Origin of the sequence: Bacillus sp. CBEL-1 (genome assembly GCF_004348885.1) — a bacterium.
In the GTDB taxonomy this organism is placed as follows: domain Bacteria; phylum Bacillota; class Bacilli; order Bacillales; family Bacillaceae_H; genus Priestia; species Priestia aryabhattai_A.
The window spans coordinates 112,170-126,578 of sequence record NZ_SBIM01000008.1; the positions used below are offsets into that span (position 1 = coordinate 112,170).

General features: G+C 38.5%; 17 protein-coding genes and 1 tRNA gene. 8 read left to right on the forward strand and 10 right to left on the reverse strand.

What is annotated here, in order from left to right; all coding sequences use genetic code 11:
* Positions 1–2: 2 nt before the first annotated feature.
* The 3 genes from EPL02_RS06575 to EPL02_RS06585 all read right to left on the reverse strand — a co-directional run bounded on the left by EPL02_RS06575 (position 3) and on the right by EPL02_RS06585 (position 2,002).
* Positions 3–779, reverse strand: coding sequence for an SAR2788 family putative toxin (locus EPL02_RS06575; protein ID WP_131887321.1), 777 nt, complete (start codon positions 777–779; stop codon positions 3–5).
* Positions 776–1,657, reverse strand: coding sequence for a S8 family peptidase (locus EPL02_RS06580; protein WP_131887322.1), 882 nt, complete (start codon positions 1,655–1,657; stop codon positions 776–778). The genes EPL02_RS06575 and EPL02_RS06580 overlap by 4 nt, the downstream gene beginning before the upstream one ends.
* A gap of 141 nt (positions 1,658–1,798) precedes the next feature.
* Positions 1,799–2,002, reverse strand: a complete 204-nt coding sequence (locus EPL02_RS06585; protein WP_131887323.1) for a hypothetical protein — start codon at positions 2,000–2,002, stop codon at positions 1,799–1,801.
* A gap of 66 nt (positions 2,003–2,068) precedes the next feature.
* On the opposite strand from EPL02_RS06585, the gene EPL02_RS06590 reads away from it, so the two are divergent.
* Complete coding sequence (locus EPL02_RS06590; protein WP_131887324.1) at positions 2,069–2,776, forward strand: IS6 family transposase; 708 nt, start codon at positions 2,069–2,071, stop codon at positions 2,774–2,776.
* A gap of 116 nt (positions 2,777–2,892) precedes the next feature.
* On the opposite strand, the gene EPL02_RS06595 is transcribed toward EPL02_RS06590, so the two are convergent.
* A tRNA-Val gene (locus EPL02_RS06595) sits at positions 2,893–2,964 on the reverse strand.
* A gap of 105 nt (positions 2,965–3,069) precedes the next feature.
* On the opposite strand from EPL02_RS06595, the gene EPL02_RS06600 reads away from it, so the two are divergent.
* Positions 3,070–3,831: an arylamine N-acetyltransferase family protein gene (locus tag EPL02_RS06600; protein WP_131887325.1), complete on the forward strand. Its 762-nt coding sequence runs from the start codon at positions 3,070–3,072 to the stop codon at positions 3,829–3,831.
* A gap of 55 nt (positions 3,832–3,886) precedes the next feature.
* Here EPL02_RS06600 and EPL02_RS06605 read toward each other — a convergent pair whose 3' ends face one another.
* The 4 genes from EPL02_RS06605 to gnd form a co-directional block, all read right to left on the reverse strand.
* On the reverse strand, positions 3,887–4,468 hold the full coding sequence (locus EPL02_RS06605) for a DUF1349 domain-containing protein (RefSeq protein WP_094913011.1): 582 nt from the start codon (positions 4,466–4,468) through the stop codon (positions 3,887–3,889).
* Between the two features lie 77 nt (positions 4,469–4,545).
* Positions 4,546–5,871, reverse strand: coding sequence for a GntP family permease (locus tag EPL02_RS06610; protein WP_131887326.1), 1,326 nt, complete (start codon positions 5,869–5,871; stop codon positions 4,546–4,548).
* Positions 5,872–6,111: 240 nt separating this feature from the next.
* Complete coding sequence (gene gntK, locus EPL02_RS06615; protein ID WP_131887327.1) at positions 6,112–7,653, reverse strand: gluconokinase; 1,542 nt, start codon at positions 7,651–7,653, stop codon at positions 6,112–6,114.
* A 21-nt stretch (positions 7,654–7,674) separates the two neighbouring features.
* Complete coding sequence (gene gnd, locus EPL02_RS06620; RefSeq protein WP_131887328.1) at positions 7,675–8,571, reverse strand: phosphogluconate dehydrogenase (NAD(+)-dependent, decarboxylating); 897 nt, start codon at positions 8,569–8,571, stop codon at positions 7,675–7,677.
* A 148-nt stretch (positions 8,572–8,719) separates the two neighbouring features.
* On the opposite strand from gnd, the gene EPL02_RS06625 reads away from it, so the two are divergent.
* Together EPL02_RS06625 and EPL02_RS06630 are read left to right on the forward strand one after the other, a co-directional pair.
* Entirely contained in the window at positions 8,720–9,565 is an 846-nt protein-coding gene (locus tag EPL02_RS06625; protein ID WP_094913015.1) for a MurR/RpiR family transcriptional regulator, read from the forward strand.
* A gap of 128 nt (positions 9,566–9,693) precedes the next feature.
* A complete protein-coding gene (locus EPL02_RS06630; RefSeq protein ID WP_094913016.1) occupies positions 9,694–10,167 on the forward strand; it encodes a GNAT family N-acetyltransferase in 474 nt (157 codons plus the stop codon).
* A gap of 43 nt (positions 10,168–10,210) precedes the next feature.
* Here EPL02_RS06630 and EPL02_RS06635 read toward each other — a convergent pair whose 3' ends face one another.
* Entirely contained in the window at positions 10,211–10,753 is a 543-nt protein-coding gene (locus EPL02_RS06635; protein ID WP_094913017.1) for a phosphatidylglycerophosphatase A family protein, read from the reverse strand.
* A 205-nt stretch (positions 10,754–10,958) separates the two neighbouring features.
* Here EPL02_RS06635 and EPL02_RS06640 point away from each other — a divergent pair, with 205 nt between their 5' ends.
* From EPL02_RS06640 to EPL02_RS06655, 4 genes are all read left to right on the forward strand, one after another.
* Positions 10,959–11,360 carry a hypothetical protein gene (locus EPL02_RS06640; protein WP_131887329.1) on the forward strand — a complete coding sequence of 134 codons (402 nt, stop codon included), beginning with the start codon at positions 10,959–10,961 and terminating at the stop codon, positions 11,358–11,360.
* A 98-nt stretch (positions 11,361–11,458) separates the two neighbouring features.
* Positions 11,459–12,184 (forward strand): alpha/beta hydrolase, encoded by a 726-nt coding sequence (locus EPL02_RS06645; RefSeq protein WP_131887330.1) that lies wholly within the window; start codon positions 11,459–11,461, stop codon positions 12,182–12,184.
* A gap of 83 nt (positions 12,185–12,267) precedes the next feature.
* The gene (locus EPL02_RS06650) at positions 12,268–12,780 is read left to right on the forward strand and encodes a YjcG family protein (RefSeq protein ID WP_094913020.1); all 513 of its coding nucleotides are present in this window, start codon (positions 12,268–12,270) and stop codon (positions 12,778–12,780) included.
* Positions 12,781–12,786: 6 nt separating this feature from the next.
* Positions 12,787–13,209, forward strand: coding sequence for a GNAT family N-acetyltransferase (locus tag EPL02_RS06655; RefSeq protein WP_131887331.1), 423 nt, complete (start codon positions 12,787–12,789; stop codon positions 13,207–13,209).
* A 77-nt stretch (positions 13,210–13,286) separates the two neighbouring features.
* Here EPL02_RS06655 and EPL02_RS06660 read toward each other — a convergent pair whose 3' ends face one another.
* Complete coding sequence (locus EPL02_RS06660; RefSeq protein ID WP_131887332.1) at positions 13,287–14,396, reverse strand: GerAB/ArcD/ProY family transporter; 1,110 nt, start codon at positions 14,394–14,396, stop codon at positions 13,287–13,289.
* Positions 14,397–14,409: the final 13 nt, after the last annotated feature.

Below are 14,409 nucleotides of genomic sequence, written 5' to 3' on the forward strand. Positions count from 1 at the left end.
CATCAGTCTCCTATTCTCTTTAATTCAGCATCGTAAGTACCTGAACGCGTTTTCTTTGAACCTAAGTTTTTAATAGAGCTAGCTCCCTTCCAAGCTCCACCGTTATGACCATCTTGGTCTATTGATATATATTTAGGACTTCCTTTTTTATTATAAAATATCTTAGCTCCGTGTGAATACTGACCCTTAACCTCTGTATAGCCTAAATCTTTAGCCGCTTCTTTTGCTACAGCAGGAACTGAGCGAATCATAGAAGTAACAATGCTCTTACCCCACTTTTTCACAGCTTGTTTAATACCTTGTTTTGCTATGAAACCAACAATAACAGCAACTACAGGCCAAACTGAAGCTTGTAACTCTGAACTATCATACAGATATTCTTCTCCAGTTTGTTGATCAATAAAACTAGCTTTAAAATTATCTTCATCAGTAATTGACAAAAGCTTAACATCGAACTTTTTATCAATTGAATTACCATACGCGTCATCTAACTTAGCACTTACTGTTATAGTGTCTGTCTCTTCATTAAATTCTAGCAAGCTATCGATTGTAACTTCTTCTTTATTTAAACTAGATTCAACGTACTTAGAATAACCATCTACACTAAAATTAGTTTCTACTTCGTCACTATCTGAAACAAGATTACTATCTTCTGTATTAAGTTGAACCACTTCTTGCTTGTCATTCTCAATAGATGTTGCATGAGCTACACTTGCTACACCACCATAAGCGATAAATAAAGATAAAGAAAGTATTATCGTAATTATTTTTTTCATCATTCTTCCCCCTTATACTGTATTAAACCTTTTCCATAAACATTTTCAGATCCTAATTCTAATGCATTGGAATTTAAATATTCAGTAATTTCTTCGCTGTTCAATGATGTTTTAAGCACAGAGATAATTCCCGTAGCATAAGCTGCAGCAAAAGATGTTCCAGTTTGTTTATCAACTTTCCCACTTTCATTTAAAACTGGAACCTCCACCCCTGGAGCTACATAATCAACTTTTCCTTTTCCTGCATATATAAAGATGTTTTTTTGTTTATCAATTGCAGAAATAGATAAAACTTCTTTATATTTAGCGGGGTAATCGATGGATAATCCAAGGGTATTTCCTGAAGCCGCAACTAATATAATTCCTTCTTTTTCAGCTTTTTGTATAACTCGATGGAATTTAGGTTCATCTTTTGAAAAGCCATAGCTCATATTAATAATGTCAACTTTGTTCTCAATAGCCCATTCTATACCTGAAATTGTGTGTTCTATAGCCCCTACACCAGTTTTATCAAGTACTTGAACATCATAAATTTCAACTTGTTTATTGAGACCAATAGGGATTTTTCCAGAATATGTACCTGCTATAATACTGGCAATCATTGTGCCGTGATTATTTAAAGGACTTACTTCTGAAGAATTATCAATGGCATTATAACCTTTTACAACATAAGGACTAAGTTGCGAAATATCTTGATTGATACCGCTATCAAGTATTGCTACTTTAACAGGTTGCCCATTCGGAATTTGTTCCACTTCAAAAGGTATAGTTGTACATATAGCCCAATTCTTTTCACACGCTACATTTTCTTTTAGATTCTTTGAGCTACAACCGCTAATCACTACTAAAAGAAAAAGCAACAAAAGTAATTTTCTCTTCATTAATTCCTCCTTACATTTTTTATTACACAAAATAGAATTATATCATTATTTTGGAAAAAACAAATAGTAAACGTTTACATTTATTCAAAAAAACAAGATAAATATAGAGATTATTGATTATTGGTGTATCCAAAATAACGGCTAGTGTATTGATTCTGCTACTGAAATTTTTAGTAAGGAATGCATATTTAAAGATTCTTCATAGTAAACTATCTCTTCCCAAACTTCTTCGTGTTTCATTGATTTATCTAAATCTAGTTTTTTATAAGCATTTGCCAATAAATTTCTTATTTCTTTTTCTTTAGCAGAAGTATTATGGGTTCTGGTGCAAAAAACTAAAACCACCTGTAAATAACCTCTAAATCTTGGACAAACTGATACTAGTACTCTAAAACGAAGGACGTGATCAGTATGAAAAAGGAAAATCTATTCAAATGGAAACAGTATCAGCCAGATATTATTTTATTAACCGTAAGATGGTACCTACGGTACAATCTCAGTTTTCGTGATGTAGTCGAAATGATGGAAGAACGCGGACTATCGATTGCTCATACAACCATCATGCGCTGGGTTCACCAGTATGGTCTTGAATTAGATGAGCGAGTACGGCGTCATCTTAAGCCAACCAATGATTCTTGGCGAGTCGATGAGACGTATGTGAAAGTCAAAGGTCAATGGATGTACCTCTATCGTGCCGTTGATTCAGAAGGAAATACGATTGATTTTTATTTAAACAAAACAAGAGATCATAAGGCTGCAAAGCGCTTTTTCAAGAAAGCTTTGCGGTCTTTTCATGTTTCCAAGCCCCGTGTGATCACAGTAGACAAGAACCCAGCCTATCCTATGGCAATTGAAGAGTTGAAGAAAGAGAAAAAGATGCCCGTAGGCATCCAAATACGGCAGGTAAAATATCTGAATAACATTGTGGAACAAGATCATCGTTTTATTAAAAAGAAAGTTCGTTCGATGTTAGGATTGAAATCTTTTCGTACAGCTACATCTATTCTTTCGGGAATAGATGCGATGCATATCATTAAAAAAGGACAACTTGTTTTACGGGACAATTCTGTCCAAAATCAAGTGAAGTTCATTCATCAACTGTTTGGGTTGATTACTTAAGACAAACAGTCACTAGGAATCTGTGGCTTTTTTAGATTTTCTTCAAATATTTGCACCAGAACCACAAAAAAGGCCAAAACCCTTGTATACCAAGGGTTTCAGCCTTTTTAATAGAATGACCTGTGAGGGATTTGAACCCCCGACCCCTTCCCTGTCAAGGAAGTGCTCTCCCGCTGAGCTAACAAGTCGCAATATGATGTATGTATTGATATTATTATAGAGATGAATCTGATGAGTTGTCAATACTTTCTTTATCGGATATAGAACGCTTTCAACTAAAGGAGGATGTTCCTTTGAATAGTCAATATTACTTTACTCGCTTTTTGGCTAAGCGTCCCGCTGAGCCAACGCTTGAGAACCTGGCATTTTTGCAGGAAAAGCATATGCTTCATATTCCATTTGAGAACCTGGACGTAATCAGCAAGACGCCGATTGTTACGGACCTTGAGCGCATTTTTGAAAAAGTGGTGATCAATCTTCGCGGGGGTTTTTGCTATGAACTAAACGGTTTGTTTGGCTGGCTGCTTCGTGAAATCGGCTATGATGCTCACTACGTGGGAGCGACGGTGAAAAAGCCCGACGGTTCGTGGACGATTGAAGGCAGCCACGCAACGAATCTTGTTTATCTAGACGGTGAAACGTACCTGGTGGACGTTGGTTTTGGCGATTCAGTTCGAAAACCTGTCCCGCTTTCTGGAGAGGTTGTTAAGGACGTTAGCGGTGAATACCGAGCGCTTCAAATAGACGAAGCTCACTATGACCTTCAGCGCTTTGAAGACAATCAATGGAAAACGCTGCACCGCGTGTCGACAGTGCCAAAAGAATTTCATGAGTTTGCGCCGATGTGTGAGTTTAACCAAACGTCACCAGAGTCTCCTTTTACGCATAAGCGCTTAGTCACAATTGCCACAAAGGAAGGACGCAAAACGCTTTCTGATTTGACGCTCATCATTACGGAAAATGGACAGAAAACGAAAGAAACGATTGCCGAAGAAGACCTTCCTATGATTCTTCAACAGCACTTCTATTTATTTTTAATGGACAGCTTTTCATAAGCAAAAGCAGCGGGATGCAAAAGGGCTATACCTCTTTTGACATCACGCTGCTTTTTTATTGCTGAATTTCAACAAATTCAAACGAAGCCTCGTATCCTTCTCCCTGCGGACTGCATGCATAGATACCGATTTGCACAGTCTCTTCTTCTGTGAATAAATGCGCAATTCTTAACTGTTTCCACTTCTCACCGTCAATAGAGTAATAGAGTGAGTAATCTTGCCCTACTTTCTTCATTCGAAAGTAAAGAGCTGACTGATCTTCTTCAAAATCCTGCGTAGACCAGTCTGAGTAGCCGTTATTGGTAACAACCGCTCCTAGCTTGTTTGCTTCGTTCGGAATGTACTCAACGGATGATTTAATCCACGTATCCTTTGAGACGCGTACCATTAATCCAGCTTGATCGTAGCGGTTCACAGGCTTGGTATGCACTTTCGTAGTAAGCTGAAAATCTCCAGATACTTCTTTATAAAGAAAGTGACCGTTATCTACTTGAAAACCGTAGTGCGTTCGCTGCCAGAAATCTGTATTGGCCTCAGGTTTGATGACAAGATGTTGCTCGTTTAATTCGAAATGGATTGGCTCTGAAAACCATTTGAAATCCTTTAAAAGTTCTGTTCCGTGAAACGTCTGTGGCATGTTTTTTCCCCCTTTATGCTTTACTTCTCTAATGTAGCACAAAAACGCTCTTCCTATGTAGAAAGAGCGCTTCAAAATTAAACAATTAGGTTTACGATAAGCACCGTACCGAACGCAATAAATGAAAGCAATGTTTCAAGTACCGTCCATGTTTGGAACGTTTCTTTTACCGTTAAGCCTAGGTATTCCTTTACCATCCAGAAACCTGCATCGTTAACGTGTGAGAACATCAGTGAACCTGCGCCTGTTGCAATAACAAGAAGTTCTAGATTTACACCTGACATATGCTCGATAACCGGTGATACAATTCCTGCGGCCGTTGTGAGTGCTACTGTTGCTGAACCGGTTGCGATACGAATTAACCCTGCAATCATAAACGCTAGAACAAGTGGTGATAGTGAAAGATTCTCTGACATTTGAGCGATTGTTGTACCTACACCGCTTTCAATTAGAACTTCTTTAAATCCTCCACCTGCACCGATGATTAGAATAATTGAACCAACTGGCAGCAAGCACTCTTCTGATAGCTTTTTAATTGTTTCTTTTGTCATGCCTTGCTTCATACCTAAGAAATAGAAAGCGACAAAGCACGCAATCAATAGTGCGATTAACGGGCTACCGATAAAGACTAGAAGCTTTTCAAGGCTGCTTCCTAACGGTAAGTACGGCGCAACCGCTGATAAAATCATAAGTAAAACTGGTAATAAAATAACAAAGAATGAAATCCCTGTTCCAGGTAATTCTTTTGAAACAGTTGTTACGCGAATAAGCTCTGGCTCACCTTGTGGAACAACGCGCTTATGAATCCATTTTGCGTATACTGGTCCTGCAATAATAGCTGCTGGAATGGCAACGATTAATGAGTATAAAAGAACACGTCCAAGATTTGCATCATAAATGCTGATGGCAGCTAGTGCACCTGGATGGGGTGGTACCAATCCGTGTACAATCGACAACCCTGCGATAACTGGTAAAGCAATTAATAAGATATTTTGTTTTGTTGTTTTATGAATTGAAATAACGAGCGGTAGTAAAATTAAGATACCAACTTCAAAGAAAACGGGAATTCCGATAATGAATCCTGCGATAAGCATCGCCCACGGTAAACGCTTTGCACCAAACGAGCGAACAAAAAAGTCTGCCACTTGCATACCTGCTCCGGAGTCCGCCATTAATTTACCAAGGATGGTTCCAAGAGCTAAAATTCCAACTAAGTGTCCAAGTACACTGCCCACTCCTGTTTCGTACGCTTTTACAATTTGATCTAATTCTAAGCCTGACGTAACCGCTAAGAAGATGCTGGCTACTGTTAAGCTAATAAACGCATGCCATTTAAATACTGAAACCCCTATGATAACGATTACAATCGATGCTAAAGTCATCAGTAATAAATAAGTATCCATGTTCATTCCGCCTCTCTTGTTTGATATGTAATCGGTTTCTTTTTTCATTTAAATAAATTGAAGCCTTGTAAGCTTCCAAACTATTAAACTTGTCATCGCTTTCAATTATCTTTTAGCCGAAAACGATTTCATCAATTACTTAGATTATATGAAAAAATTTTTCTTAATTCAACCTTATTTTCGAAAAAATAATATTTTAATGTAAAAAAAGTACCAAAAGGTACTTTTTTTGTGATTTTATTATTCCACATGTTTCTTTTGAAAGCTTGCGATATTCGCATATTCTTCACCTAGTAAACGAGATAAGCGAATATAGATAGGTGTTAGTTCTTCATAAATAGAAACATTCTCTTTAATTGGCTTATGATGATGCGTTGCTCCTACCATATCGGAAACAACTTCAAGAGAATCGACTTCTCCTAAACCGTACATGCCTAAAATAATTGCTCCTAAACAAGAGCTTTCAAAGCTTTCAGGCACCGATACGTCTTGATTAAAGATATCAGACATCATTTGACGCCATAGCGGTGAACGAGCAAACCCACCTGTTGCTTGAATTTGCTTTGGCTCACCAATAAGCTCTTCAAGTGCTAATAAAACTGTATAAAGGTTAAAAATAACACCTTCTAGTACGGCACGAATCATATGCTCTTTTTTATGATGTAAGCCAAGGCCAATGAATGAACCTCTAGCATTAGCATCCCAAAGCGGCGCTCTTTCTCCAGATAAATAAGGATGGAACAGCAAGCCATCCGCTCCTGGCTTCACCGTGTTTGCAATATCCGTTAGCATTTCATAAGGATCTTTCCCTAAGCGCTTAGCCGTTTCGACTTCGGCTGCACCCAGCTGCTCTTTTGCCCATCTGAAGATCATTCCACCATTGTTGACCGGGCCACCAATTACCCAGTGGTTTTCTGTTAACGCATAGCAGAAAATACGGCCTTTTGGATCTACAACCGGACGATCCGTTACGGTACGAATGGCACCGCTTGTTCCAATTGTTACCGCTACAACTCCAGGTTTGATTGCATTTACACCAAGGTTTGAAAGCACTCCGTCACTTGCTCCAACAATAAATGAAGTCGTAGGTAAAAGGTTCATTTCGTTTGCAAGCTCTGGATTTAAGCCTTTCATACAATGCGTCGTTGATACCGGCTTTGATAGCTTTTCAGCTGATACGCCGCTTACTTTTAACGCTTCTTCATCCCAGTTTAAGCTCTTTAAGTTAAACATACCTGTAGCTGATGCAATTGAATAATCCACTACGTATTCGCCAAACAGCTTATGAAACACATATTCTTTAATGGAAATGAATTTATGAGCTCTTTTCACAATATCTGTATGCTCATGAGATAGCCAAGTCAGCTTTGCTAATGGTGACATTGGATGAATAGGTGTTCCCGTACGCAGGTAAATCTCATGCCCGTTCCACTCATTCTTAATCTTCTCTGCCCACTTCGCACTTCTGTTGTCTGCCCACGTAATACACTTTGTGATTGGCTTACCGCTTTCATCTACTGCGATGACGCTGTGCATCGCAGAGCTAAACGATACGCAAAGAATATCTTCCGGATTCACATCGCTTTCCTTCATCACACCTTTAATCGTTGTAATGACAGCTTGAAAGATTTCCTCCGGGTCTTGCTCTGCTACATCCGGTACGGGTGCATATAAAGGATACTCAATTCCCTTTCGTGAAAGAGCCGTTCCATCTTTTGAAAATAGAACGGACTTTGTGCTTGTTGTACCGATATCAACTCCGATTGCATATTTGGTGCTCATGCTGCTTTCCCCCTTGTTTGATTATTTCTTAACTGTGCTATGTCCTCCGAACTCATTGCGAAGAGCTGCTACTACTTTCCCCGTAAACGTATCTTCCTCTAATGAACGGTAGCGCATCATTAAGGATAGTGCAATCACAGGCGTTGGTGCTTGTAAATCAAGCGCTTCTTCAACCGTCCACTTTCCTTCACCAGACGACTGCATAACCCCTCTAATTTCATCTAATTTCGGATCTTTAGAGAACGCATTCTCCGTTAGTTCCATTAACCATGAACGAATAACTGATCCGTTGTTCCAAACGCGCGCTACCTTTTCATAATCGTAGTCGAATTGGCTTTTCTCAAGCACTTCAAATCCTTCAGCAATTGCTTGCATCATGCCGTATTCGATACCATTATGAACCATTTTTAAGTAGTGGCCGCTTCCGCATTCACCAGCATATAAATAGCCGTTTTCTACACAGATATCTTGGAATAATGGCTCGATTGTGCCAAATACTTCTTTATCTCCACCAATCATTGTACATGCTCCGTTTCGAGCACCTTCCATACCACCGCTTGTACCTACGTCAAAGAAGAAAATACCTTTTTCTTTCAGGTCGTTGCCACGGCGTACAGATTCTTTATAGTTAGAGTTACCTCCGTCAATGACAATGTCTCCTTCATTTAATAAACCCTTAAGCTGCGCTAACGTTTGTTCTGTTGCACCTCCTGCTGGAACCATTACCCAAACAACTTTTGGAGATGGTAATTTTTCAATTACTTGCTCTAATGAGTCAAACGCTTCTACGCCTTCACCATTCATTTTTGTTACTGCTTCCTTATTTAAGTCGAATGCTACGACATTGTGATTGTGGTCACGTAAATTTAATGCTAAATTGTAACCCATTTTTCCTAAACCAACTAAACCTAATTTCATGATGTATGTCCTCCAGAAAAAAATTTTCTTGTCTATTCACTATTATACGAAATTTTTTTCATAACCGCAAACGATTACAAGAAAATTTTTTTCGTTAATTATTCTATGCTATACTAGCTTTACAAATATTCTGAAAGGAAATTAGCTTATGACGCAAAACTGCTTAGGTAACATTCGGTCTCATTATGCTCGCTTTAGCGATAAGGAAAAGAAAATCGCGAATTATATTTTAGAACACCCGGAAGATATCATTCATAGCACGATTAATGAAGTTGCTGATAACCTAAACGTTGCTGATGCGACGGTTTTTCGCTTTTGCAAACGAATCGGCTTTAAAGGCTATCAAGCTATGAAGATTTCTTTAGCAGCTGAAATTATGACGCCTATTCAGCAAATCCATGAAGAAATTAATGAGGATGATAACGAACGCGTCATTGCTGAAAAAATTTTCCGTTCAAATATCCGAACGCTTGAAAACACGCTTCAAATTTTAGATAAAGACGCGATTGAAAAAGCAACTAACCTCCTGCAGCAAGCCAAAAAAGTTTACTTTTACGGTACGGGAGGATCCGCTATTATCGCCATGGATGCTTACCATAAATTTGTTCGAACGGGTACGGAAGTGTTTGCGTTTATTGACTCTCACTTTCAGCTTATGTCAGCATCACAGCTAGCAAAACATGATGTCGCAGTCATTATCTCCCATTCAGGTACAAATAAAGATACGTTAAACATTTTGAACACGGCAAAGCAGCACGGTGCGAAAACGATTGGAATCACGGGCTTTCCAAAATCACCTCTTAGTCAAAATGTAGACGTTGCCCTATATACAAGCTCTGAGGAAACGGAATATCGTTCTGAAGCCCTCGCTTCTCGAATCGGCCAACTTAGCTTAATTGATGCTCTTTACGTCAATATTATGATTGCCAATAAGGAGAAAGCAAAGCACTCTTTAGAAAGAGTACGAGACGCCATCTCAGAAACACGCATTTAAAAGCCTGTGATATGATAACGCAGGCTTTTTAACATTCCCTCTTTTTTTTCATATGCTATAAGTATTCACGCTAAGTGGGCTTTTAATTAGTCAAACGTAAACTGATAAAAAAGCAGGTGAAACGAAAAATGGAAATCGTCTACCGAACAGCAAGCATAAATGACTATCACGGCGTTAATGCGGTTTTAAAAGAATCTTTAGAGCTTCACGCCCACGCTTTACCCTCTTTATTTACCACAGACCACGTCGTCGTTTCTTTCGAACAGTATCAGGCCATCCTATACTATAACTCCACTGAAATTCTAGTCGCTGAACACAACGGTCGTATAATCGGTGCTTCCGTTGTTGAGCTAAAATATTCTCCTCCTGTTGACGATCAATCTTTCATGTACACTGCCTACATTCAATATTTTGGTGTTCGAAAAGAGTGGCATAATTACGGAATTGGAAAAAAGCTATTTCATCGAACGAAAGAATGGGGGCGTAAAAAAGGAGCAAGTGAGCTGCAGCTAACCGTATGGGCTTTTAACCAAAAAGCCAAATCCTTTTACGAGAACCTTGGCCTCACCTCTCTTAGTCACCTTCTTTCTACTAAACTCTAACAAAAAAAGCGAGATGCATATTCTCGCTTTTTTCACGAAATAATTATCGTTTCTCCAGAGATTCTTGGTAGCTTTCTAGTTCATCTCGCTGACGGTGAGCCAAGCGACTTGCTGCGCTTGAAGCAACGCTCGCAATTAAATCATCTAAGAATGTATGAACCTTATGCTCATTCTCTTTTTTACAATCTAACTTTTTAATTACGCCTACTTTTACCTTATCTAGATAACCAAACGTCGTCACAGCAATGCTTCCATATGTAAGAACTGCTCCTAACGCAATGGTTTCATCAATGCCGAATAGCCCTTCATCTTGCTCTACAATGCTTTGAAGAGGTTCTGAAAGCTTACCTTGTTCCGCTAATTTATCTAGTTCAATACCGACTAAAAGCGCATGCTGAATTTCACGTTTTTGCAAGACACGCTCAACGCTTTCTGCACACTGCTGAATTGTTAAGTCTGGGTGGTAAGGAAGCTGAAGATCATACACAATTTCTGCAATATCAAATACTGAAACGCCTCTTTCTTCCAATAAACTCAGCGTCGCTGCCGTTACTTCTTTACTTGTTGGGATTTTTTTGGATGTCATCTTCTCCCTCTCCTTTGTCTAATGATGTACATGCTACTTACCTTCAATAGTTCTACACATCCACTCAAAACCCTTTTTCACTAAGACTTCTACCATACACAATTATGCGAATCTGCTTATTAATTGGTATAATCATTTTATTAATTGAAACAAAAAAGGAGGGACAGCGTAAAATCATCCCTTTAGGTATTGATTACGCACCAGCATGGCACAACACGAAGAAGAATATAAGCCGAAAAGGCTTGGGAAAATTATTTTATTAGCTGCAATCGTCATCACAGCACTGTTTTTTATTAGTCAAATTATCTTTTTGCTCATTTCAGGATTTAGCAGCAATAAAGACGAAGTTGCGTTTTTCGCAGGAAACCACTACTCCATCATTAATGAGGATGGCACGTATCGCTTATACGACAAAAAGACTCAAGGTATCATTTTAGATAACGTGAATGGTTATTACTCAAATAACGCTGTTTACAGCTATATTAAAAACGAAGACGAATACGTCGTGATTAATGAACAAGAAGAAGAATATATTGTTCGAGAAATTGATCCAAATAATCAAGAAGAGAAAGCTCTTTTGAAGAAATTCACGCCATTGTCTGACTAAATTGCTCAGACGATGGCTTTCTCTTTCTCCCACTTACTTATAAATATGCTACAATAAAGGTAGCGTTTTCATTCACTATCAGTATAGGAGTCGATATCATGTCAGAAAGCAAACGTCATTTAGAGGAACTATCTTTTTACAGCGAGTCACTTCAAGAAGACGTGACGCTACTTGTGTATTTGCCTTCAAACTATTCAACGCTGTATAAGTACTCACTGCTTATCGCACAAGATGGGAAAGATTATGTCATGTACGGCCGGGCGCCTCGCTTAATTGATGAGCTTATGAAAGAATCGTCCATCGATCGCACCATTTTTGTTGGTATCCCTTATAAGGATCCGTCTGATCGTCGTGAAAAATATCACCCAAACGGCTCACAGAACGAAGCATATATTCGCTTTTTAGCTCATGAGCTTATTCCGTTTCTTGATGAGAAGTATCCTACTTATCAGATGGGCAAAACCCGCACACTTATCGGGGATTCGTTGGCTGCTACCGTTTCTTTATTAACAGCTATCCAGTACCCAAACACGTTCGGCAACGTTATTATGCACTCACCGTTTGTGAACGAAGCTGTACTAAAAGCCGTAAATGAATTCTCAACTCCTTCTCTGCTTGATTTTTATCACGTTATCGGCACACAAGAAACAGCTGTGAAAACAACAACAGACGGCGTATTAAATTTTATAGAGCCGAACCGACTGCTTCATGAAGCAATGAATTCTAAAGGCTATGCTGTCTTTTACGATGAATTTGATGGCGATCATACGTGGAAATATTGGCAAAAAGATATTAAACGTTCACTTGAAATGATGCTTCGTTAGAAAGATGTCACATTGTCGGAAAATTTGTTATACTAAACAAATGATATACATATTTTAAATCATTTATGTTGGAGGGATTTTTTATGAAATTTGGCGTTGTTCTTTTTCCATCAAAAAAACTGCAAGATGTAGCGAACTCTTACCGAAAGCGCTACGACCCTCATTATTCATTAATTGCACCACATTTAACGGTAAAAGAAGTATTTGAAGCTTCAGAAACTGAAATAGAGCATATTGCTACTCAGCTTCGTCAAGTTGCAAAAGATGCTAAGCCATTTACGCTAAACGTAACCAAAGTTAGTTCATTCTCTCCTGTGAACAATGTGATTTATTTAAAAGTTGAACAAAAAGCTGAACTAACGGCTCTTTACAATATGTTACATGAAGGGCAACTCGAACAGCCTACTGAACATACGTTTATTCCACATGTCACTATCGGGCAAAGACTTTCAGATGATGAGCATCTAGATGTATACAGTCAGCTTAAATTAGTAGACGTTGCGCACGAAGAAGTTATCGACCGCTTTCACTTAATGTACCAATTAGAAAACGATACGTGGACGGTCTTTGAAACATTTAGATTTGGAAAGGAATAAAGTCCCATGGAAATTAAAGTAGTAACAACACAAGACGAGCGTGAAGATGCTTACTATGTAAGACTAAAAGTGTTCGTTGAAGAACAACAAGTCGATGTGGAAGAAGAAATCGACCAGTACGAAGAAGAAGCAACTCATCTTGTTGTGTATGATGAGGGAAAACCAGTTGGAGCTGGTCGCTTACGCGTGGTGGATGGCTATGGTAAGATGGAGCGTATTTGCGTAATGCCTTCACATCGACAAGCTGGAGTTGGCAAGCTTATCATGAACAAGATGGAAAGCCTAGCCGTGGATAAAGGCTTATCGAAGCTAAAGCTCCATGGTCAAACCCATGCTGAAGGCTTCTATGAAAAGCTCGGGTACGTAACGGTGTCAGGTGAATTTATGGATGCCGGTATCCCACATGTGGAAATGGTTAAAAAGCTATAAAAACATATTTTCTTATAGTCACAACAAACAGCGCGTTGCTTACAAGCAGCGCGTTGTTTATTTATGTCAGCATTACTTCAAGCCTTTTTGCTAGAGGTTTTCTTTCGATTTCTTAAAAATGCTACAAAAAGAAGCAAAAGCGGGATGACTACAAAAAGAGGAATATGTAAAACCTTCATTACTGTTGTTAACCCTTCTTGAAGATGCTCTTGCACATTGCTTGCAATCATGATTGATGTAAATAAAATAATGATTCCAAAAGGATAGGCAAGGCGTGAAGGTGATTGAACGTTAAATAAACTTGATGCACCTATAACAGCCGCGTAAAACAAAATGCTTACTTTCAAAAAGATTCCTGTTACCATTGCAATCATAAAAAATACATCTAATCGCTCTAAGAAATTGGCTACCTGTATGGTTTGAACAGTAGTCAGAAGTGGAAACTGCGAACGAGAAGTTAAATCTACTCCTAGTACGCCTATGTTAATCAGCATCGTAATAACTAAATTAATTCCGCTCAGCGCTGTTGCCCCTAGCAACGTTCGTTTAGCATGTCTAGGATTATTTAAATAAGGCAAAATCATTGTAAATACAACAGCTTCTGCAAATGGAAAATACAATGTTTCGGTAAATACTACTTTTAAAACAGGAGACAGCCCTTCTTCTAACACCGGTTTCCAATTTGTAGTATCTATTAAACCTGACGTTACAATTAAGATAAAACCTGTAACAGCAAGAATATACATAAAGATAAAAAGCAGTTCCCCCGAACGAGCAATGACTTCAATCCCATTGTAAACCATATAGATAATCACAAGAATTAATAAAGCATTCGCTATAAATAGAGGCGTATCCGGATAAGCAAACGTTAATAGCATTTCACCAAAATCACGTAGAACCCTTGCAGCATCATACATAAAATAAACGATATATATAAATGCCACTACTGTTCCAAGTACTTTCCCGAAAATTTCTTGCATGTATTCTGTAGGTAAAAGATTTGGATAGTACCAATAAATTTTATGATAGGCTAAAAAGAGAACAAAGCTTACAATCATCCCCAACAAAATTGCTAACCACGCATCTTGCTTAGCATCCATTGCAAGAGGTACCAATAAAGCACTTCCCATTTGAAAAAGAACCATTAAGACGAAGAGCTGAATAGCACTAATTCTTGCTTTCTCCATTTCATTGGCACCT